The organism is Vibrio sp. 10N.247.310.17, assembly GCF_041466605.1.
Taxonomy (GTDB): domain Bacteria; phylum Pseudomonadota; class Gammaproteobacteria; order Enterobacterales; family Vibrionaceae; genus Vibrio; species Vibrio tasmaniensis_A.
Genome location: NZ_JBFSTC010000018.1, coordinates 18001 through 39439, shown reverse-complemented (window position 1 = coordinate 39439; position 21439 = coordinate 18001). Strand labels below are relative to the sequence as shown.

General features: G+C 46.1%; 17 protein-coding genes. 12 read left to right on the top strand and 5 right to left on the bottom strand.

Features of this window, described 5'->3' with window-relative positions; all coding sequences use genetic code 11:
• Positions 1–19 precede the first annotated feature (19 nt).
• Both AB6D80_RS07780 and AB6D80_RS07775 read right to left on the bottom strand, forming a co-directional pair.
• Entirely contained in the window at positions 20–3451 is a 3432-nt protein-coding gene (locus AB6D80_RS07780) for a PAS-domain containing protein (RefSeq protein WP_372188182.1), read from the bottom strand.
• Between the two features lie 110 nt (positions 3452–3561).
• Complete coding sequence (locus AB6D80_RS07775) at positions 3562–4752, bottom strand: 3-phenylpropionate MFS transporter (protein WP_017077574.1); 1191 nt, start codon at positions 4750–4752, stop codon at positions 3562–3564.
• A 232-nt stretch (positions 4753–4984) separates the two neighbouring features.
• On the opposite strand from AB6D80_RS07775, the gene AB6D80_RS07770 reads away from it, so the two are divergent.
• From AB6D80_RS07770 to fis, 9 genes are all read left to right on the top strand, one after another.
• Positions 4985–6817, top strand: a complete 1833-nt coding sequence (locus AB6D80_RS07770) for a DUF294 nucleotidyltransferase-like domain-containing protein (protein WP_372188194.1) — start codon at positions 4985–4987, stop codon at positions 6815–6817.
• Positions 6818–6828: 11 nt separating this feature from the next.
• Complete coding sequence (locus tag AB6D80_RS07765) at positions 6829–7461, top strand: 3'-5' exonuclease (protein WP_372188180.1); 633 nt, start codon at positions 6829–6831, stop codon at positions 7459–7461.
• Positions 7462–7679: 218 nt separating this feature from the next.
• Positions 7680–9629 (top strand): acetate--CoA ligase, encoded by a 1950-nt coding sequence (gene acs, locus AB6D80_RS07760; protein ID WP_004729734.1) that lies wholly within the window; start codon positions 7680–7682, stop codon positions 9627–9629.
• A 323-nt stretch (positions 9630–9952) separates the two neighbouring features.
• A complete protein-coding gene (aroQ, locus tag AB6D80_RS07755; RefSeq protein ID WP_004729735.1) occupies positions 9953–10402 on the top strand; it encodes a type II 3-dehydroquinate dehydratase in 450 nt (149 codons plus the stop codon).
• A 74-nt stretch (positions 10403–10476) separates the two neighbouring features.
• Positions 10477–10926 carry an acetyl-CoA carboxylase biotin carboxyl carrier protein gene (gene accB / locus AB6D80_RS07750; protein WP_017083823.1) on the top strand — a complete coding sequence of 150 codons (450 nt, stop codon included), beginning with the start codon at positions 10477–10479 and terminating at the stop codon, positions 10924–10926.
• A 15-nt stretch (positions 10927–10941) separates the two neighbouring features.
• Entirely contained in the window at positions 10942–12285 is a 1344-nt protein-coding gene (accC, locus tag AB6D80_RS07745; RefSeq protein WP_102490926.1) for an acetyl-CoA carboxylase biotin carboxylase subunit, read from the top strand.
• Between the two features lie 188 nt (positions 12286–12473).
• Complete coding sequence (gene prmA / locus AB6D80_RS07740) at positions 12474–13361, top strand: 50S ribosomal protein L11 methyltransferase (protein ID WP_372188177.1); 888 nt, start codon at positions 12474–12476, stop codon at positions 13359–13361.
• A gap of 140 nt (positions 13362–13501) precedes the next feature.
• Complete coding sequence (dusB, locus tag AB6D80_RS07735; protein WP_004729742.1) at positions 13502–14470, top strand: tRNA dihydrouridine synthase DusB; 969 nt, start codon at positions 13502–13504, stop codon at positions 14468–14470.
• A 23-nt stretch (positions 14471–14493) separates the two neighbouring features.
• A complete protein-coding gene (gene fis, locus AB6D80_RS07730; RefSeq protein WP_004729744.1) occupies positions 14494–14790 on the top strand; it encodes a DNA-binding transcriptional regulator Fis in 297 nt (98 codons plus the stop codon).
• Positions 14791–14880: 90 nt separating this feature from the next.
• On the opposite strand, the gene zntR is transcribed toward fis, so the two are convergent.
• A complete protein-coding gene (zntR, locus tag AB6D80_RS07725) occupies positions 14881–15321 on the bottom strand; it encodes a Zn(2+)-responsive transcriptional regulator (protein ID WP_372188175.1) in 441 nt (146 codons plus the stop codon).
• Between the two features lie 323 nt (positions 15322–15644).
• Here zntR and purH point away from each other — a divergent pair, with 323 nt between their 5' ends.
• Both purH and purD read left to right on the top strand, forming a co-directional pair.
• Complete coding sequence (purH, locus tag AB6D80_RS07720) at positions 15645–17237, top strand: bifunctional phosphoribosylaminoimidazolecarboxamide formyltransferase/IMP cyclohydrolase (protein ID WP_372188173.1); 1593 nt, start codon at positions 15645–15647, stop codon at positions 17235–17237.
• A 282-nt stretch (positions 17238–17519) separates the two neighbouring features.
• Positions 17520–18809 (top strand): phosphoribosylamine--glycine ligase, encoded by a 1290-nt coding sequence (purD, locus tag AB6D80_RS07715; protein ID WP_372188171.1) that lies wholly within the window; start codon positions 17520–17522, stop codon positions 18807–18809.
• A gap of 182 nt (positions 18810–18991) precedes the next feature.
• Here the strand turns inward: purD and AB6D80_RS07710 are convergent, their stop codons facing one another.
• Together AB6D80_RS07710 and hupA are read right to left on the bottom strand one after the other, a co-directional pair.
• Positions 18992–19690, bottom strand: a complete 699-nt coding sequence (locus AB6D80_RS07710; protein ID WP_372188169.1) for a DUF1481 domain-containing protein — start codon at positions 19688–19690, stop codon at positions 18992–18994.
• 47 nt (positions 19691–19737) lie between these two features.
• Positions 19738–20010: a nucleoid-associated protein HU-alpha gene (hupA, locus tag AB6D80_RS07705; RefSeq protein ID WP_004729753.1), complete on the bottom strand. Its 273-nt coding sequence runs from the start codon at positions 20008–20010 to the stop codon at positions 19738–19740.
• A gap of 270 nt (positions 20011–20280) precedes the next feature.
• Between hupA and AB6D80_RS07700 the strand changes: the two genes are divergently transcribed.
• The gene (locus tag AB6D80_RS07700; protein ID WP_372188167.1) at positions 20281–21432 is read left to right on the top strand and encodes a CNNM domain-containing protein; all 1152 of its coding nucleotides are present in this window, start codon (positions 20281–20283) and stop codon (positions 21430–21432) included.
• The last annotated feature ends 7 nt before the right edge of the window (positions 21433–21439 follow it).

The following is a 21439-nucleotide window of genomic DNA, read 5'->3' as shown; positions in this document are numbered from 1 at the left end:
TATCTAAGAGTTAATTAAACTAACTCACCCGATTTAAGACCGCTCTGAGTTTTAGCGGCTTGACGGGTTTAGCGATAAAGCTGAAGCTATTGGCTTTTATCGCTGCCAGCATGTCATCGGTTCTATCAGCACTGATGATGACCCCTTCAAAAGAGTCCCCAAGGCGCAAACGACACTGCTGCAATACTTCGAGCCCCGTTCTGCCATTATCTAAACGGTAATCAGAGAAAATCACATCCGGCTGCCAATCATCATCGAGACACTTCAAACTTTCGACTAAGTCGACGGCGGTCTTAACTTCACAGCCCCATCGCCCTATCAAGTTCTCCATACCGACCAAAATTTCTCGCTCATTATCGACACACAGTATTTTCAAGTGCTCGATATCACTGGTCGCCATTGGCGTAGAAGCTTGCACAACCGGAGCCACTTGCTCTGCTCTCGCTAAGGTGATGGAAAAGACGCTGCCTTCTCCCGGCCATGAACGCATCGAGATTTGATGACCAAGCACATGAGCAATCCCTTTCGAAATCGCCAACCCTAATCCCAACCCCTGATCGGCACGAACTTGACTACCTCGCGTAAACTCTTCGAATATCTCTTGTTGCTTGTCTTCATCGATACCGGTTCCGTTATCCCACACATCAATGCGTACTTGACCATTGACTCGTCTCGCACCGAGTACCACTTTTCCTTCAGGGTTATAGCGAAACGCATTCGTTAAAAAGTTCTGAATCACTCGTCTTAATAACTTAGGGTCAGAGTGAATAAACAGTGACGATGGGATCATCTGAAATTGGATCTTCTGCTGCGTTGCTAAAGCACTAAATTCGGCATTCAAATTGGTCAGCACATCATGCACGGCAATCGCGTGAATGTTGGTTTCTAATTTTCCTGACTCCAATCGCGAGATATCAAGCAGGTCGCCAATCAGATCTTCAGCCGCACCCAACGCACTTTCGATATGAGAAGAAAGCTGCTTCTCCTCTTGTTCTTTTGCGACCTCAGATAGCGAAGAAGCAAACAAGCGAGCAGCATTTAATGGCTGCATCAAATCGTGACTAACAGCCGCAAGAAAACGACTCTTAGATTGTGATTCTTGGTCAGAAATTTGCGTCGCCTTTACCAAGCGATGGTTAAGCTTCTCGAGCTCTTGAGTTCGTTCATGGACTCTCGATTCCAAGCTTTCATTGGCATCTTTTAGCGCTTGCTCTGCTTGTCTGAAAACCGTGATGTCGGTAAAGCTCATGACGAAGCCACCACTAGGCATTGGGTTACCTTGCACCTCAATCACTCGACCATCCGGACGAATACGAGATGAGGTGTGTCGCGTGCCTTGCTCAAGGTGATAAACACGGCGTCGAACGTGATCTTCTGGGTCGCCTGGGCCACACAAACCTTGCTCAGCATTATGGCGAATAACATCTGAGATGGGTCGACCAACCTGAATCAAGCCAGCAGGGAACTCAAACAGTTCTAAGTAACGTTGATTCCACGCCACCAACCTCATTTGTTTGTCGATTACTGCAATACCTTGGCCAATATGTTCAATCGCACCTTGCAGTAAACCACGGCTGAAGTCGTACAATTCCGAGGCTTCATCAACGATCGTTGCAACCTCTTCAAGCTGCATGTTTCTGCCTTGTAAAGCAGAAGTGAGTACTAACTTAGCAGACGAAGCACCGAACACACCAGCAAGCACGCGCTCTGCATGTCTAATCAGGCTTGCGGGCGCTTGTTGATTAGGAAGTAACGGCTGACCGTGCTGCTGCCAATAGCTATGTAAGGCGCTTTTCGCTCGCTTGCGACCCACAAAACGCGATGCCAACATCTCTAATTCTGCGACTGTCACACGGTTCTGATAGAGGCTGATGTTCTCATTTTCAGGCAGTGGTGTACCAACAAATGCTGCCGATTGTAAGCGCTCACTTAGGCTTGGTCTGGTCGTCATTGAGACCACGGCATAGCACAAGGTATTGAGTAAAATACTCAGCACTATGCCCCAATTTGAGCTGCTAACATCCCAACTTCTCAGCAGTTCTGGCGGTGTGATAATCCAAAGCAGTAAGTTACTTTCACTATCGCCCGCTAGCATGCTGGTTTGACTCATCAGGGTAATCAGCCAGATCACCGAACCGACAAGCAAACCGACATAGACACCCTTTCGGTTTCCGGGACGCCAGTACAATCCACCAATTAATGCAGGAGCGAACTGAGCAATCGCAGCAAAAGAAAGAAAGCCAATAGCCGACAATGAATGGATAGTATCGAGGGCCTGATAAAACAACCAAGCACCAAGTAACAGCAGCAAAATTAACCCACGTCGAATCACCAGTAACAGGCCAGAAAAATGTCGATGTGTTCTTTGGGTTAGACGCATACGACGCAGCAGCAATGGCATCACTAAATCATTCGATACCATGATCGCTAATGCTATGGTCGATACAATCACCATGCCACTCGCCGCCGAAGTACCTCCGAGGAAAGCTAACAAAGCAATGTGATTCGCACCTTCTGCCATTGGCACACTGATAACGTAAGTATCAGCCGGCATGTCAGTGAGCAACCCTTGTCCTGCCCAAGCAATTGGCAGCACGAAAAGTCCCATCAAAATCAGATAAAGCGGAAACAGCCAGCGAGCAGTATGCAAATCTTGAGGACGTTCGTTCTCAACCACCATGGTGTGGAATTGGCGCGGCAGACAGACAATCGCCAACATGGTTAAAACGGTATGAATAATTAAGGTCGGAATATTCGGCGATTCATAGGTGGAAGCCGCCACATCAAGCAGGTCGATTTTGTCACTACTCACCGCCAGGTACATGATGAACAAGCCAACAATCAAAAATGCCGCGAGCTTAACAATGGATTCAAACGCTACAGCCATCATCATGCCACGGTGGTGTTCAGTGTTATCGATGTGTCGCGTGCCAAACAGCATGGTAAAAATGGCCAATGCACCGACCACAAACCAAGAGACGTGATAGTCCTGATAACCAAAATCAGTGGCTAGGTTTGGCGCAACAATATCCAACCCCATGGTAATACCGCGCAATTGCAGCGCGATATAAGGAAGAATGCCAACCACAGCGATAATGGTCACCGCCACCGCTAAGCCTTGAGATTTTCCATAACGAGCCGCGATAAAGTCGGCAATAGAGGTGATGTGTTCACGCTTCGCGATGAGGATAAGCCGAGCTAAGATCCGCCATCCCAACGTGAAAACCAAAATAGGCGCGAGGTAGATGGGCAAGAAGGACCATGGGTTATTGCTCGCCTGCCCGACCGTTCCATAAAAGGTCCAAGAGGTACAATACACCGCAATAGAAAGGCTATAGATCCATGGACGCCAGCGTGATAGCCAACGAACTTGCCTGTCTCCATACCAAGCGATCAAAAACAACACGCCCAAATAGGCTAAAGAGACTGGAATTACTATCCATCCTTGCATTAAAAACCCTTTTTCATCCATAAAAAAACCTCTCCATAAGGGAGAGGTTTCATTTAACTAGGGAAGTGCGTTTAACTCAATCGCATCGCTTAAATTCTGTGCTTTAGGCTTTAATTCTGAGCATCAGATTGAGCTGAGGCTGTTTGATTAACCTCAACCACTGAGCTTCTTTCATCGACCTTAATAAACAAGGCAAGTGCTCCCATTGCGGCCATACCCCAGAAGATATTGGCACCCCAAAGCTCATATCCCCAACCACTTAAGGTGGTCATTAGTGCGATAAATGCACCCAATGGAATCGCATTATAGAGAGCTTGTAGCGCCACCATCTTGTTCTGTTCTTCAGATTGGATGTATTGAATCGCTGCGATGTGTGCCATAGCAAACGTCACACCATGCAGCAGTTGCACCATAACCAGTGCGAAAATCGCTGTGGTAGAAGCGGTAATACCCCAACGCGCCATCACCCCAATTGCCGCTACCACGAACAGAGTACGCAGTGACCAACCAGAGAATAAGCGCTTACTTAACGCAAATACGGCCACCTCAGCGACAACACCCAGGCTCCACAAATAACCGATGATCGCTTCTGAGTGACCGGCTTCTTTCCAATAAATTGCACTAAAGCTGTAGTAAGCCGCATGGCTACCTTGCAACAGTGCCATCAAGGCTAAAAATTTCACCACTGATGACTCGCGCAGTAACTCACCTAGTTTTGGTCGCACCGCTTGTTGCTCAGATTGTGTTACTGGCATCACATTGGGGTTTCTCATCGCAAGAATCAACGACAACAACACACCGGCAAGCGCAGTATACAAAATCATGTCAGTGCCGAATTCAGCCACTAGATAACCAACCACGGTTGAACCCGCGATAAAAGCAACCGAACCCCAAAGGCGAGTTCGGCCGTAGTCGAGCATCTTAAGACGACTGTAATGGTTAGCCATGGCGTCAGAAAGAGGAATGATCGGCCCACAACACAGATTAAACAGTACCGTTGCCAGCAACATCAGTATAAAACTGCCACCCGTAAAAAAGTGGAAGCCGACAAACAACAGCGCGGCGAAACTCAAACAGCGTAAAGCTGGCATCAAGTGTTCAACTTTATGGATACGTGGCGTAATCACTAAGTTGGCCACACAACGCGTCGCAAAGCCGATACCAATCAATACACCAATATCACCAGCAGACACGCCTTGGTCTTCAAACCACAGCGCCCAAAATGGCAAGTACACGCCATACGCAAAAAAGAAACCAAGAAAATACTGAGAGATCCAGCCATAGGGTGAAGGGCTAAACATAAATAACCTATAAAGTGTGCGGAAAAAGGCAGCACCAATTATGCCTATCTCGCATACGATGAAAAAGGGAATTATTACTGGGATGGTATTCCTATATTCAATTTACTTGGATATCGCATTTCAACGAGATATCTCAGGCTCATCGATACCCATACTCTCATTTAGACTAAAGTCGTCTGGAGCTTCGCTGGTATTTTGTCAGACTGATTAAAGACTCCCATTTCTTCTTGTGATGCTTATGCCTGACAAATTTAGTATGCAGCACCCACCCTTCGACAGCCTGTCCGATACGGAACAATTGAAGCTTCGCTCTTCATTAGACGTGGTGTATTACCGCTCTCAAGAAGTGATACTGGAAGCCGATAGGCCGAGCCGACACCTGCACATTTTGATCAAAGGGGCTATCGAAGAGCGCGCGAGCAGTGATGGCGAGATTTACGCACACTATGCCAATGACGATATTTTTGATGTCCGAAGCCAGTTTGAATCTCACACCAAACACCAATATATCGCGCTCGAAGATACATTAAGTTATCTGCTGCCCACCGATATTTTTCTCGAGCTTTACCACGCCAATGGCCAATTCGCCGCCTACTTTGATAGCAACCTTTCGACACGAAAAGCGCTAATTGAAGCTGCCCAACAGCAACAAAATCTAGCCGAGTTCATATTGACCAAAGTGGATGACTCTATCTATCACCCACCACTGATACTTGAACCGAACCAACCCATCAACCAAGTCACTCAAACCCTTAAAGAACAAGGGTTGGACTCAGCGCTCGTTCATTTGGAACATGATGATCCAAAAGCTTTTGGATCATCATGTTCCTTACCGTATGGAATCGTCACTCGAACCAATTTATTGCATGCTGTGATGCTCGATAATTTCCCACTGGATGCGCCCGTCGGCAAGATCGCAACGTTCCCGGTACTGCACGTTAATCAAGGGGACTTCTTGTTTAACGCCATGATCACCATGACCAGAAATCGAGTAAAAAGGTTGATGGTTTGTGATGGTCTAAATGCGGTCGGCATGGTGGATATGACACAGATCCTCAGTGCATTCTCCACTCACTCTCACGTTCTCACTTTGCGTATTGCTCGCGCCACCAGCGTTGAAGAATTGGCAATGGCTTCTAACAAACAGCGTCAGCTGGTCGAGAGCTTGCTCAGTAACGGGATTCGCACACGCTTTATCATGGAGCTGATTTCTGCGGTTAATGAACAGATCATAGAGAAAGCTTTTGAGTTGGTGATCCCACCTGCACTGCATAATCATTGCTGCCTAATCGTATTGGGTTCCGAAGGCCGTGGAGAACAAATTCTCAAAACCGATCAAGACAACGCGCTAATAATTCAAGATGGCTTGGAGTGGCATCAATGCCAAAGTGCCATGAACGATCTCACCCACACACTGCAGCAATTGGGCTATCCACTGTGCCCGGGCAATGTGATGGTCAACAACCCGAAATGGGTACATTCAGAACAAGAGTGGAAACAAACGCTCACCCGTTGGGTAAAAAAAGCCACGCCAGACACCGTGATGGATATTGCCATTATGGCGGATGCACACGCCGTTGCGGGTAACAGAGAGTTATTAAAACCAGTAAAACAACACCTCAGTGATTTGATGCTCGGACAGGAATTGATTCTGACTGAATTCTGCCGCCCTGCTCTGAACTTCTCGGTTCCCCTCACCCTGTTTGGTAATGTAAAAAAATCCAAATCAGGGCTCGATATCAAACAAGGCGGTATTTTCCCTATCGTGCATGGTGTGAGAGCACTCTGTCTTGAACATGGTGTCACGGTCAACAACACCTTCGAACGCATTGAGCTGCTGGTCAGCAAGAAGGTATTAGAGCAAAGCACCGCAGACAATCTCAGTGAAGCTCTCAAACAATTCTTTAAGTGGCGCTTAGCCCAAAGGCTTTCTCAGCAGCACAGCAGCAACAAGATTAACGTCAAACTGATGGAGCGAGCAGACAGAGATCTGCTTCGTCATAGCTTACATGTGGTGAAGAAATTCAAGCAATGGCTAGGTTACCACTATCAAATAAGAGATTAGGCGGCTGAACGATGAATAGATTGGTTCGTTATTACTGGCATCACAAGCTCAAAGGCTCTCCTTATCAGCCTCTGTTTGCTACGCCTACGCTTAATGAATATGTATCGCTCGATTGTGAAACCACCAGCCTCGACCCTAATCAGGCGGAATTAGTCACTATTGCCGCGACAAAGATCATCGGTAACCGAATCATTACCAGCCAACCTTTTGAAGTTCGACTCAGAGCACCTCAGTCACTCGATTGCAATTCCATCAAAATCCACCGCATTCGCCATCAAGATCTAAAGCACGGTCTAGAAGAGAAACAGGCCCTAATTGAGCTACTGAACTTCATCGGAAATCGTCCTTTAGTCGGCTATCACATCCGCTATGATAAAAAGATTCTCGACCGTGCCTGTTTAAAACAGCTTGGGTTTCCACTGCCTAACCGATTAGTCGAAGTGAGCCAGCTCTACCAAGATAAACTCGAAAGGCAGCTGCCGAATGCCTATTTTGACCTCAGTATCGATGCCATCTGTCGTCAGCTCGATTTACCTATCCCGGTCAATAAACATGATGCATTACAAGACGCTATCTCCGCGGCGCTGATTTTTGTTCGCCTAAAGCACGGCGACTTACCACGCTTCAACTCTTCGTATACCTAATTCAACTACTGCCTTTCCACATAGAGAGCAATCTCTCAAAAATGAACTTAACTCGCTATTTTTTAAGTGAAAAGCGGCGTCTCATCCTAAAGTCTAATTGTGGAAATCGCCGTCCTAGCCGAGAGTGATAGCACAACGACGGTTCTGTAATAGACCTAGAAACTGAACACAAAGGAAGTTGCCAGTTCATTAGGAATGTAGGCACAAGGAGAGATGCAATGAGTGAAGCCCACGTTTATCCGGTAAAAGAAAATATTAAATCAACCACACACGCGGATAATGACACTTACCTAGCCATGTACCAGCAATCTGTTTCTGATCCTGAAGGCTTTTGGGGTGAACACGGAAAAATCGTTGATTGGATTAAGCCTTTCACACAGGTAAAAAACACCTCTTTCGACCCTGGCCACATTGATATTCGCTGGTTTGAAGATGGCACGCTTAACGTTTCGGCTAACTGTATCGACCGCCACCTTGCTGAGCGCGGTGATGAAGTCGCTATTATCTGGGAAGGCGATGACCCGGCTGATGACAAAACGCTAACTTTTAATGAACTACACAAAGAAGTGTGCCTGTTTTCAAATGCTCTAAAAGAGCAAGGTGTACGCAAAGGTGATGTGGTTTGTTTATACATGCCAATGGTTCCAGAAGCTGCAGTAGCCATGCTGGCATGTACCCGTATCGGTGCGGTTCACACAGTCGTATTTGGTGGTTTCTCACCAGAAGCACTGTCTGGTCGTATTATCGATTCAAATTCTAAAGTCGTTATCACTGCCGATGAAGGCGTGCGTGGCGGCCGTGCTGTTCCACTGAAGAAAAACGTCGATGAAGCACTGACTAACCCTGAAGTGAAGAACATCGAGAAGGTTGTCGTATTCAAACGCACTGGCGGCGATGTTGCTTGGCACGAACACCGTGATGTTTGGTGGCATGATGCTATCGCAAACGTATCAGCTGATTGCCCACCTGAAGAGATGAATGCGGAAGATCCACTATTCATTCTTTATACATCAGGCTCAACGGGCAAACCTAAGGGTGTAATGCACACCACAGGTGGCTACCTTGTTTATGCAGCCATGACCTTCAAATACGTATTCGATTACCAAGAAGGCGAAACCTTCTGGTGTACTGCGGATGTGGGCTGGATTACCGGTCACACTTACCTTGTTTACGGGCCGCTTGCCAATGGCGCAAAAACAATCCTATTCGAAGGCGTTCCTAATTACCCGAACACCAGCCGTATGAGTGAAGTGGTCGATAAGCATCAAGTTAATATTCTTTATACTGCACCAACAGCGATTCGCGCTTTGATGGCGAAAGGCAATGAAGCGGTTGAAGGTACTTCTCGTGACAGCCTAAGAGTCATGGGTTCGGTAGGTGAACCTATCAACCCTGAAGCGTGGGAGTGGTACTACAAAACAATTGGTAATGAGCAGTCTCCGATTGTCGATACATGGTGGCAAACAGAAACGGGCGGTATCTTAATCTCACCACTGCCAGGCGCAACAGACCTAAAACCGGGGTCAGCGACTCGCCCATTCTTCGGTGTACAGCCCGCGCTGGTTGATAACATGGGTAACATCATTGAGGGTGCAACAGACGGCAACCTTGTGATTCTTGACTCTTGGCCGGGACAAATGCGTACCGTACATGGCGATCATGACCGTTTTGAACAAACTTACTTCTCTACCTTTAAAGGCATGTACTTTACGAGTGATGGTGCTCGTCGTGATGAAGACGGTTACTACTGGATTACGGGTCGTGTCGATGACGTGCTTAACGTATCTGGTCACCGTATGGGTACCGCTGAGATTGAATCCGCTCTAGTGGCGTTTGATAAGATTGCTGAGGCCGCGATTGTCGGTATTCCTCATGATATTAAAGGCCAAGCCATTTACGCTTACATCACGTTGAATGATGGTGAGTTCCCAACTGCAGAGCTTCATAAAGAAGTGAAAGACTGGGTACGTAAAGAGATTGGTCCTATCGCAACGCCAGATGTCCTGCATTGGACAGACTCTCTGCCAAAAACTCGTTCGGGTAAGATCATGCGTCGTATCCTGCGTAAAATTGCCACCGGCGATACTGGAAACCTAGGTGATACCTCGACACTAGCCGACCCAAGTGTGGTTGATAAACTGATTGCAGAGAAAGCAGAACTGGCATAAGCAACCCGTCACATTAGCTAATCACTGTTTAAAACAGACCATAACGAAACCGTCACCTATGTGGCGGTTTTTTTATGGCCGATCTTGATCTCAAATATCTTCGATAAAATTAAAGCCATCGTGGTTTTTTGTTAAGTTGATAACAATTCCATGCTGTACTTATAGGAGATTAGACCAGTAAATTGCTGCGATTTGCGCTGAATTAGCTATAATCTGGTTCTAATTTTTAAATTTGGGTTTTTCTTACTGGAAATTAACCCCAAATTTTCAATAAAATGGCAACATTCACATTCGTAAACACGATAAAGGAAGATAGCCCCACAATGTCTACAAAGTTTCGCATTCTAGTTTTAAATGGCCCAAACCTTAACCTGTTAGGCCTTAGAGAGCCTGCACACTACGGTTCTCAAACACTTGACCAGATTATTAGCTCATTGACCGAGCAAGCGAAAACACAAGATGTTGAGCTGTCTCACTTACAGTCAAATCGTGAGTATGAACTGATTGAAGCTATCCATAGTGCTTATCAAAATGTTGATTTCATTATTATCAACCCAGCGGCCTTTACACATACCAGTGTGGCGTTGCGTGATGCACTACTTGGCGTTGCTATCCCATTTATTGAGGTTCACCTATCGAATGTTCACGCACGTGAACCATTCCGTCACCACTCTTACCTATCTGATAAAGCAGAAGGTGTGATTTGTGGCTTAGGTGCCCAAGGTTATCAATTTGCTTTGACGGCTGCGCTCAACAAGCTCAACGCAAAGTAAATAAAAACAACGAACTATTACTAACCTACTCAGTCAAAGAGTAAGTTCAATCAACAGATAAAGAGAAAGAAACAATGGATATTCGCAAAATCAAAAAGCTAATCGAATTGGTTGAAGAGTCTGGTATTTCTGAGCTAGAAATCTCTGAAGGTGAAGAGTCAGTACGAATCAGTCGTAACAGCCCTGTATCTGCAGCACCTATTCAATATGCAGCGGCTCCAGCTCCTGTAGCGGCAGCTCCTGCGGCGGCTCCTGTAGCAGCAGAAGCAGCAGCTCCTGCAGTTCCAGCTGGTCACCAAGTTCTTTCTCCAATGGTTGGTACTTTCTACGGCGCTCCAAGCCCAGATGCAAAACCATTCGTTAAGGTTGGTCAATCTGTAACTGCTGGCGAAACGCTATGTATCGTTGAAGCAATGAAAATGATGAACCAAATCGAAGCTGATAAATCTGGTGTTGTAACGGCTATCCTAGTTGAAGACGGTCAACCAGTAGAATTCGACCAAGCTCTAGTAATTATCGAATAATAGAGAGCACTCATTATGTTAGATAAATTAGTAATCGCGAACCGTGGTGAAATTGCACTGCGTATTCTGCGAGCATGTAAAGAGCTTGGCATCAAAACGGTAGCGGTTCACTCAACAGCTGACCGCGATCTTAAGCACGTACTGCTTGCTGACGAAACCATTTGTATCGGTCCAGCTCGTGGTATCGATAGCTACCTAAACATCCCTCGTATCATCAGCGCAGCTGAAGTTACAGGTGCAGTAGCTGTTCACCCTGGCTACGGCTTCCTATCTGAAAATGCAGATTTTGCAGAACAGGTAGAGCGCAGTGGTTTTATCTTCGTTGGCCCTAAAGCTGAAACCATTCGCATGATGGGTGACAAAGTGTCAGCTATCACGTCAATGAAGAAAGCTGGCGTACCTTGTGTACCGGGTTCTGACGGCCCTCTTGATGATGATGAAGTGAAAAACAAAGCGCACGCTAAGCGCATTGGTTTCCCTGTAATCATCAAGGCATCTGGCGGCGGCGGCGGTCGTGGTATGCGTGTTGTTCGTACTGAAAAAGAACTAACAGAAGCTATCGCAATGACTCGTGCTGAAGCAAAAGCATGTTTCAATAACGACATGGTTTACATGGAAAAATTCCTAGAAAACCCACGTCACATTGAAGTACAAGTGCTTGCAGATGGTCAAGGTAATGCTATCCACCTAGGTGAGCGTGACTGTTCAATGCAGCGTCGTCACCAGAAAGTTGTGGAAGAAGCGCCAGCACCGGGTATCACTGAAGAGATGCGTAAGTACATCGGTGACCGTTGTACTCGTGCATGTCTTGAGATTGGTTACCGCGGCGCAGGTACATTTGAATTCCTATACGAGAACGGTGAGTTCTACTTCATCGAAATGAACACTCGTATCCAGGTTGAGCACACGATTACTGAAATGGTAACGGGTATCGACCTAGTGAAAGAGCAACTTCGTATTGCTGCTGGTCAGCCTCTATCATTCACACAGGATGATATTAAGCTGCGCGGCCACTCAATCGAATGTCGTATCAACGCGGAAGACCCAGTTCGTTTCCTACCATCTCCAGGTAAGATCACGCGCTTCCATGCTCCAGGTGGTATGGGTGTTCGTTGGGAATCTCACATCTACACTGGCTACACAGTACCACCACACTACGATTCAATGATTGGTAAGCTGATCACTTACGGTGAAAACCGTGATGTCGCTATCGCTCGTATGAAGAACGCATTGGGTGAGATGATTGTTGAAGGTATCAACGTCAATACTGAGCTGCAATTAGCGATTATGAACGACGAAAACTTCCAACACGGTGGGGCAAACATCCACTACCTTGAGAAGAAGCTTGGTCTGCAATAGAAGCTAGTCTTCCGTAATACGTTCTCTGTAGAACAGTAATAAATGCTCACTTCGGTGGGCATTTTTGTTTTTAAACACTCGCAAAAATCAATCAATAATCCCTCTTATAATCCGCGGTGTTTTGATGAATTTGCTCATATTTTCTGCTAGACTCCCCATCCAATTTTTCTCATATAGAAGATGCAGCCATGCCTTGGATTCAAATCAAGCTTAATGCGACCAATGAAAATGCCGAACAAATCGGCGACATGTTAATGGAAGAGACTGGTGCTCTTTCCGTAACTTTCCTGGATGCACAAGATACTCCTGTATTTGAGCCTCTGCCGGGTGAAACTCGCCTTTGGGGTGATACTGACATTCTCGCGCTTTACGACGCTGAGACTGATACTGGTGTCGTTCTAGCGCAGATTAAAGCAAGCAACATGTTCCCTGCAGACTTTGCTCATAAAGTAGAGCAAATTGAAGACAAGGATTGGGAACGTGAATGGATGGACAACTTCCACCCAATGAAGTTTGGTGAGCGTTTATGGATCTGCCCTAGCTGGCGCGATATCCCTGAACCTGACGCTGTAAACGTCATGCTGGATCCCGGTCTTGCATTTGGTACAGGTACTCACCCGACAACGGCATTGTGTCTTGAGTGGCTTGAAGGCTTAGACCTTACAGGCAAAACCGTGATCGATTTCGGTTGTGGTTCAGGCATCCTAGCGATCGCTGCGATCAAACTTGGCGCGGCAAAAGTTATCGGGATCGACATTGATCCTCAAGCCCTGCTTGCATCAAAAGACAACGCACAACGCAATGGCGTGGCAGAGCAACTAGAGGTGTTCTTACCACAAGATCAACCGGAAGGTTTGCTTGCTGACGTTGTTGTTGCCAACATCCTTGCAGGCCCATTACGCGACCTTTCTGGCATCATTAAAGGCCTAGTTAAGCAAAATGGTGTACTTGCGATGTCGGGTGTTTTAGATACACAAGCGGAAGATGTTGCGACTTATTATCGTGATGAGCTTCACATTGATCCGATCATTGAACAACAAGAATGGTGTCGAATCTCAGGTCAGAAGCAAGGCTAGGTAAGACTTTGAGCGCTAATTGACTGAAATTTAAACAAATTACAAAAACAAATTGTAAATGCTCAAATATTAGTCTTTTCACGCAGCGAAAAAATGCGTAAAATGCGCGCCCTTGCTGGTACAGAACTGTGATGACATTTTTGAAAATCGGAAATTATCAACTTAAGAACAATCTAATCGTCGCTCCTATGGCTGGCGTAACGGATAGACCATTCCGTGAGTTGTGTCTTCGTTATGGTGCGGGGATGGCAGTCAGTGAAATGATGTCCTCCAATCCTAAAGTTTGGAAAACGTCAAAGTCTCAGCAGCGTATGGTACATGAAGGCGAATCGGGCATTCGTTCAGTACAAATCGCTGGTGCAGATCCACAGCTTATGGCCGAGGCTGCTCAATTTAATGTCGATAACGGTGCGCAAATCATCGATATCAACATGGGGTGTCCAGCCAAAAAAGTGAATAAGAAGCTTGCGGGCTCAGCCCTACTGCAGCATCCAGAACTCATTGAAGATATTCTGAAAGCGGTGGTAAATGCTGTCGACGTTCCAGTAACGTTGAAAACGCGCACAGGCTGGGACACAGACAACAGAAACTGTGTTCAAATCGCGAAAATAGCCGAAGACTGCGGCATACAAGCTCTTGCCCTTCATGGGAGAACTCGCGCTTGTATGTACAAAGGTGAGGCAGAATACAAACACATTAAAGCAGCGAAACAAGCAGTATCTATTCCGGTTATCGCTAACGGTGATATCGATAGCCCGGAAAAAGCGAAGTTTGTGCTGGAGTACACCGGTGCTGATGCTTTAATGATAGGTCGACCTGCCCAAGGACGTCCTTGGATTTTTAACGAAATCCTACACTATTTGGAAAACGGCACCACGATGGACCCGCTCCCGATTTCGGAAGTGAAAGACATCATGCTTGGTCATGTGAACGCTCTACATGAGTTTTATGGCGAGTTTTTAGGCCCCCGAATTGCTCGTAAGCATGTGGGTTGGTACCTAAAAGAACATGAACAAGCGAGTGAGTTTCGCCGTACCTTCAACGCATTCGAAGCAGGTGATCTGCAGCTTGAAGCGCTAGAAGGTTTTTTTGATAACGTTGCACCATAATTACGAGAAGAGCTAGACCGAATATGTTCGAACAAAATCTGACTTCAGAAGCATTGACAGTAACTACAGTTACATCACAAGACCAAATCACGCAGAAACCACTACGTGACTCAGTTAAAGCATCATTGAAAAATTACCTTGCTCAATTAAACGGTCAAGAAGTCAGCGAGTTATACGAATTAGTATTAGCTGAAGTTGAACAGCCACTACTAGACACTATCATGCAGTACACTCGCGGTAACCAAACTCGCGCAGCAACCATGATGGGTATTAACCGCGGTACTCTTCGCAAGAAACTTAAAAAATACGGCATGAACTAATCGTTCTTTCGTAATTTATTGAATGGAAAGCCAAGCTCATTTTTTGAGTTTGGCTTTTTTTTGGCTTGTCGAACCGTAATAGGTGGCTGATTACTCTCCAGTGCGACAGCAGCGCTCTTTATCAACGTTTGCTGAATCCAAGGCTGCCAGAATAGAACAATGGCTTGCATCGTCGTCTACGTGGCCACAACACGCATCATTGATCTTTTTAAGTGCAGTGCGAATCTTGGTTAACTCGGTAATCTTCTCATCGATCATCTCTAGTTTTGCTGAGGTAATTGATTTCACTTCAGCGCAACTGTGTTGAGTCGCTTCAAGACGAATCTCTAACAATTCTTTGATTTCATCTAAACTCAGCCCTAACTCTTTCGATTTGAGAATAAACGTCACCTGCTTTTGGTTATTTTCATCATACAGACGATAACCCGACTCACTGCGACTGGCTGGTGCAATCAGGTTATTCTTCTCATAAAAACGCAAGGTATCGGCTGTCACACCGCATCTTTTCGCCAATTCGCCAATCTGAAACATGTTTTTTCCTATTCTTTCATCCATTCCACTATTAACCTTGTTGTTACTTTTCAGGCTGAAATGGCACTTTTCATAATTAATTTTGAGATGCCAAACGATTGCGCGAGCTTTTTTGTAATAAATTAGTTAGAATCTGCGCCATCAAATTTGGAGTTGGTTATCTTATAGCTTGATTATAAGAACACCCAAAAGGTCTTTACCAAAACTGGCCAATATTTTATCTCTTACTGGTATCTAAGATACTCCACGCTAAGAAGATAGAAACAAGTTCTTTTTTGGCAAATATCTTTATTTTAACCCCATGAATTTGAGGAAATGGAAGCATGAATAACGCTCGTCCAATTCGCCGCGCTCTCATCAGCGTATCAGACAAAACTGGTATCGTTGAATTTGCACAAGCTCTTGCTAACCGTGGTGTAGATATCTTATCTACTGGTGGCACTGCTCGCCTGCTTGCTGAAAAAGGCATCTCTGTAACAGAAGTATCTGACTACACTGGCTTCCCAGAAATGATGGATGGCCGTGTTAAGACTCTGCACCCGAAAGTTCATGGTGGTGTTCTAGGCCGTCGTGGCCAAGATGATGACGTGATGGAAACTCACGGTATCAATCCTATCGATATGGTTGTTGTAAACCTATACCCATTCGCAGAAACCGTTGCTAAAGAAGGTTGTACCCTTGCTGACGCTGTTGAGAACATCGACATCGGTGGCCCAACCATGGTTCGCTCTGCGGCTAAAAACCACAAAGACGTAACGATCGTTGTAAACGCACACGACTACGAGCGTGTTGTGGCTGAAATGGACGCGAACGAGAAATCTCTAACACTAGAGACTCGCTTCGACCTCGCTATCGCAGCATTCGAACACACCGCTTCTTACGACGGTATGATCGCAAACTACTTCGGCACTATGGTTCCATCTTACGGTGAGAACAAAGAAGGCGACGAAAAGTCCAAATTCCCTCGCACGTTCAACCAACAGTTCGAGAAGAAGCAAGACATGCGCTACGGTGAAAACAGCCACCAAGCAGCAGCTTTCTACGTTGAAGCAAACCCTGAAGAAGCATCAGTTTCTACAGCTCGCCAAATCCAAGGCAAAGCGCTTTCTTACAACAACATCGCTGACACTGACGCAGCGCTTGAATGTGTGAAAGAGTTCGACCAGCCAGCATGTGTGATCGTTAAGCACGCTAACCCATGTGGTGTAGCACTAGGTACAGATATCCTAGAAGCTTACGACCGCGCATTCAAAACAGACCCAACGTCTGCATTTGGCGGCATCATCGCATTCAACCGTGAACTAGACGCTGCAACAGCAACGGCTATCACTGAGCGTCAATTCGTTGAAGTTATCATTGCACCATCTGTTTCTGCTGAAGCAGTAGCAATCGTAGCGGCTAAGAAAAATCTTCGCCTGCTTGAGTGTGGTGAGTGGACAACTAAGACAACTGGTTTTGACGTGAAACGCGTTAACGGTGGTTTGCTAGTTCAAGACCGCGACCAAGGCATGGTTTCTGAAGACGACCTAAAAGTAGTTTCTAAGCGCCAACCAACAGCTGAAGAGCTAAAAGATGCTCTATTCTGCTGGAAAGTAGCGAAGTACGTTAAGTCTAACGCTATCGTTTACTCGAAAGGTGACATGACGGTTGGTGTTGGCGCTGGCCAAATGAGCCGCGTTTACTCTGCGAAAATCGCAGGCATCAAAGCGGCAGACGAAGGTCTACAGGTTGAAGGTTGTGTAATGGCATCAGATGCATTCTTCCCATTCCGTGACGGTATCGACGCGGCAGCAGAAGCGGGCATCAAGTGTGTTATCCAACCGGGCGGCTCTATACGTGATGACGAAGTTATCGCAGCAGCAGACGAACACGGCATGGCGATGATCTTTACAGGCATGCGTCACTTCCGCCACTAATTTCCTCTTCGTATTTGGCACTGTGGCGTCGTTAGCTGCTTTCGCCCACCCCGGTCACATAACAAGCTATGCTCCCGGGGATGGGCTCAATTGCTGCCTAGCCACATCACCAACTACTTTGAGCAAAACTTATAATTTTGTTTTTTAAATATTCCGATATTTGAAATACGTAGAGCAAGTCAGTGACTTTAGTTCAAGGAAAACACGCGGAGCTTATGACCATAAGTGAGCATGTTTGACGCAGAAATAAAGGCTCTGAAGCAGCTATAAGGATTTTAAAACATGAATGTATTGATTATCGGTGCCGGCGGTCGTGAGCATGCACTTGGTTGGAAAGCGGCACAAAACCCAAACGTTGAAACAGTATTCATCGCTCCAGGTAACGCAGGTACTGCGCTTGAGCCTAAACTTGAGAACGTAAACATCGGTGTTGAAGACATCGCAGGTTTAGTGGCGTTTGCTCAAGAGAAAAAAATCGAACTGACTATCGTTGGCCCTGAAGCACCATTGGTTATCGGTGTGGTTGATGCATTCCGCGAAGTAGGTTTGCCAATCTTCGGCCCAACTCAAGAGGCAGCACAGCTTGAAGGCTCTAAAGCATTCACCAAAGACTTCCTAGCTCGTCATGATATCCCAACAGGTTACTACTCAAACTTCACTGAGATTGAGCCCGCTATCGCTTACGTTCGCGAGCAAGGTGCTCCAATCGTAGTGAAAGCTGACGGTCTTGCCGCGGGTAAAGGCGTTATCGTTGCGATGACCCTTGAAGAAGCAGAAGACGCAATCAAAGACATGCTAGCGGGCAACGCCTTTGGCGAAGCAGGCAGCCGCGTTGTTATCGAAGAGTTCCTTGAAGGCGAAGAAGCAAGCTTCATCGTAATGGTTGACGGCTCTAGCGTGCTTCCTATGGCCACCAGCCAAGATCACAAACGTGTTGGCGACAAAGACACTGGGCCGAACACGGGCGGCATGGGTGCTTACTCTCCTGCGCCGGTTGTAACTCCAGAAATCCACAACCGTATCCTTGAGGAAGTTATCTACCCAACAGTACGTGGCATGGACGCGGAAGGCGCACCTTACACAGGTTTCCTTTACGCTGGCCTAATGATCGATGCTGACGGCACACCTAAAGTTATCGAATACAACTGCCGCTTTGGCGACCCTGAAACGCAACCTATCATGATGCGTATGGAGTCAGACCTTGTTGAACTTTGCCTAATGGCTATCGACGAGAAGCTCGACGAAGCAGAATCGAAGTGGGATCCACGCGCTTCTATCGGTGTTGTTCTTGCGGCTGGCGGTTACCCTGCTGACTACGCAAAAGGTGACGTTATTTCACTACCAACAAGCGAAGTTGAAGGCCAAAAGGTTTTCCACGCGGGTACGACAAATAATGAAGCTGGCGACGTTGTGACAAACGGCGGTCGTGTACTTTGTGCAACAGCACTGGGCAATACGGTTTCTGAGGCTCAAGAGCGCGCTTACGCGTTGACGAAGCAAGTTAGCTGGAATGGTATGTTCCACCGCAATGACATTGGTTACCGTGCGATTGCGCGCGAACAAGAGCAGTAAACAATCTTGTTGCTCGCTTACTTTCCAATAACAGTAAGCAAATGACAGCAAGTGAATAACAGAAAAAGGCGCCTCAATAGGCGCCTTTTTATTATCTCATCTATACAAGAAACTGTATTTTTACAGGCAAATAAGCACTTAGCCTACAGTAGGCCAAATACTCTTAATTCTTTGATTGCTTTCTATTCTTTCAGCAACGATGGCCTTACGACACAATCATGACTGTCTTCAGCCAGCATCAGTAACTCTTCTACGCTCATCTTACCGAGTAAGTCACTGCCAAGAAACGCCGCATAGCTTTCCACAGACGCCAATCGGTCAATCACGAAGCCTGGTAAGGTCTGGTTAAATTCAATGCGATCAAACTCACCACCAGCGCACGTTTTAAAAGAGCTGCCATTCCAGTAACCCTGAATCAGCCTAAGCCCTTCATCATGCTGCTTCGTTGTGGTCTCTATAACCGACGTCGCTTCTTTCTGATAGTTTTCAAGCTGCTTGGCTTGGATAGGTAAGATTTTGCTGTCAATACGATACTGCTGATACACAGCCTCGCCTGACTTGTTGAAACGCACATGAACACGATAAGGCACCAACTTATTCGATGAATTACGCTGTTCGCCTTCACGAACGAATTCACGAAGTATACCTTCCGACCAAGCATAGTCAGTTTGGTACCAGCCGTAATCGCCGACAGTGACATAGTCAGCTGAAGAATGAGGTTGTGTTAGCTTGTTTGTAACCCAGTAAAAACTTGTCGCGTCGCCCATGACTTGGCCGCCGGTGTAAGTTTCAAATTGCTCTAGGTTTTTGCTGGGGCTGGTCGATGAACAGCCAATGAGGAATGTAGATAATAGTGAAACGAGAAGAAATGCTTTTTTCATAAAAACCTGTACCGAGGTGAAATACGACTACCTCGGTACAGTTTAGATTATTTCACTGAATCTTTCAGCGCTTTACCTGCAACAAATGCTGGAACATTTGCAGCAGCGATTTGGATCTCATCACCAGTTTTTGGGTTACGACCAGTGCGAGCTGCACGGTGGTTTACTTTAAAAGTACCAAAACCAATTAGCTGAACTTGATCGCCATCTTTAAGAGCATCTGTAACACCACCAAGAGTCGCTTCTAGAGCAGCTTTAGCTTGTGCTTTAGAAAGGTCCGCTTTTTCAGCAATAAAGTCGATTAATTGAGTCTTGTTCATTTTAGGTTTCCCTTCTTTGTATTTTTGAATTCAATTTACTCTAAAACATAAATGCCCCATCTGGCAAAGGTTTGTCGTCGATCTTTAGCTCTAATGCCGTAGTTTTAGCCATAATATGAGTAATAACTCACAATTTGTTACTGATTTTATTGAGTAAGCCCTTGTTTAAAAGGGGCTGAGAGGCAAATTAATGATGACCTAGCCACTACTTTATCTCTATAATCCACGCTGAATCGCTGTTAAAGCGTACAATTTAATTTAAGGGCAAACATGCTGCTGCTAACTATTTACGTCTCCATTGCTATTGGAGTTTCTTTCATTTGTTCTGTTTTAGAAGCTGTACTTTTGAGTATTAGTCCAAGCTACATTGCTCAACTAAAACAAAATGGGCACCCTGCAGCAGAGTCTTTAGACAAACTGAAAACAGACATTGACCGCCCGCTCGCGTCAATTTTAACGCTCAACACCATCGCGCACACAATCGGTGCTGCGACGGCAGGTGCACAAGCGGCTGTGGTTTTTGGTAGCCAATGGTTAGGTGTATTCTCTGCCGTACTGACTTTGGGTATTTTGGTTTTGTCTGAGATTGTTCCAAAAACTATTGGTGCAACCTACTGGCGTCAACTGGCTCCAGCATCATCAAACGTACTTCGCTGGATGGTTTTCTTTCTAACACCGTTTGTCTGGTTCTCAGAACAGATCACCAAACGTCTTGCTCGTGGCCACCAAGCACCAAAAATGCGTGATGAGCTGTCTGCAATGGCTATTTTGGCAAAAGAGAGTGGTGAGTTTGCTGAAGGCGAATCAAAAATTCTGAGCAACCTATTAGGCATTCAAGATGTGCCCGTGACGCAGGTGATGACACCGCGCCCTGTTGTATTCCGCGTCGATGCCGAAATGAGCGTGAATACGTTCCTAGAGCAGCACAAAGACACACCATTCTCGCGCCCATTAGTTTACAGCGAGCAAACTGACAACATCATTGGTTTTGTACACCGTCTGGAGCTGTTTAGATTACAACAAGCGGGTTGTGGCGAGAAAGCTCTGGGTGAAGTAATGCGCCCTATCCACGTGTTGCTGAACAACATGGGCTTGGCTAAAGCCTTTGACCAAATGATGGCAAACCGCCTGCAGCTTTCCTTAGTGGTTGACGAGTACGGTACGATTCAGGGCATCATCACCCTAGAAGATATCTTTGAGCACCTAGTGGGCGAAGAGATCGTCGACGAGGCAGATAAGACAACTGACATGCAAGAACTGGCATTTCAGCGTTGGGAACAATGGAAAGAAACACACGGTGTTATCGAAAACCGCGATGAAGAGGACGAGCTAGAAGAAAAAACTCTAGCAGACAACGACACCTCAGACTCAAAGTCAGCGGATGAAAGCAAGGTTCAAAAAGAAGACAAGAAAGACGCTTAATCTAAAT

What these genes read in the sequence shown, in the direction of transcription:
- AB6D80_RS07780 (WP_372188182.1), bottom strand. Translation starts at nt 3,451, where the DNA reads ATGCAAGGATGGATAGTAATTCCAGTCTCTTTAGCCTATTTGGGCGTG.
- AB6D80_RS07775 (WP_017077574.1), bottom strand. Translation starts at nt 4,752, where the DNA reads ATGTTTAGCCCTTCACCCTATGGCTGGATCTCTCAGTATTTTCTTGGT.
- AB6D80_RS07770 (WP_372188194.1), top strand. Translation starts at nt 4,985, where the DNA reads ATGCTTATGCCTGACAAATTTAGTATGCAGCACCCACCCTTCGACAGC.
- AB6D80_RS07765 (WP_372188180.1), top strand. Translation starts at nt 6,829, where the DNA reads ATGAATAGATTGGTTCGTTATTACTGGCATCACAAGCTCAAAGGCTCT.
- acs (WP_004729734.1), top strand. Translation starts at nt 7,680, where the DNA reads ATGAGTGAAGCCCACGTTTATCCGGTAAAAGAAAATATTAAATCAACC.
- aroQ (WP_004729735.1), top strand. Translation starts at nt 9,953, where the DNA reads ATGTCTACAAAGTTTCGCATTCTAGTTTTAAATGGCCCAAACCTTAAC.
- accB (WP_017083823.1), top strand. Translation starts at nt 10,477, where the DNA reads ATGGATATTCGCAAAATCAAAAAGCTAATCGAATTGGTTGAAGAGTCT.
- accC (WP_102490926.1), top strand. Translation starts at nt 10,942, where the DNA reads ATGTTAGATAAATTAGTAATCGCGAACCGTGGTGAAATTGCACTGCGT.
- prmA (WP_372188177.1), top strand. Translation starts at nt 12,474, where the DNA reads ATGCCTTGGATTCAAATCAAGCTTAATGCGACCAATGAAAATGCCGAA.
- fis (WP_004729744.1), top strand. Translation starts at nt 14,494, where the DNA reads ATGTTCGAACAAAATCTGACTTCAGAAGCATTGACAGTAACTACAGTT.
- zntR (WP_372188175.1), bottom strand. Translation starts at nt 15,321, where the DNA reads ATGTTTCAGATTGGCGAATTGGCGAAAAGATGCGGTGTGACAGCCGAT.
- purH (WP_372188173.1), top strand. Translation starts at nt 15,645, where the DNA reads ATGAATAACGCTCGTCCAATTCGCCGCGCTCTCATCAGCGTATCAGAC.
- purD (WP_372188171.1), top strand. Translation starts at nt 17,520, where the DNA reads ATGAATGTATTGATTATCGGTGCCGGCGGTCGTGAGCATGCACTTGGT.
- AB6D80_RS07710 (WP_372188169.1), bottom strand. Translation starts at nt 19,690, where the DNA reads ATGAAAAAAGCATTTCTTCTCGTTTCACTATTATCTACATTCCTCATT.
- hupA (WP_004729753.1), bottom strand. Translation starts at nt 20,010, where the DNA reads ATGAACAAGACTCAATTAATCGACTTTATTGCTGAAAAAGCGGACCTT.
- AB6D80_RS07700 (WP_372188167.1), top strand. Translation starts at nt 20,281, where the DNA reads ATGCTGCTGCTAACTATTTACGTCTCCATTGCTATTGGAGTTTCTTTC.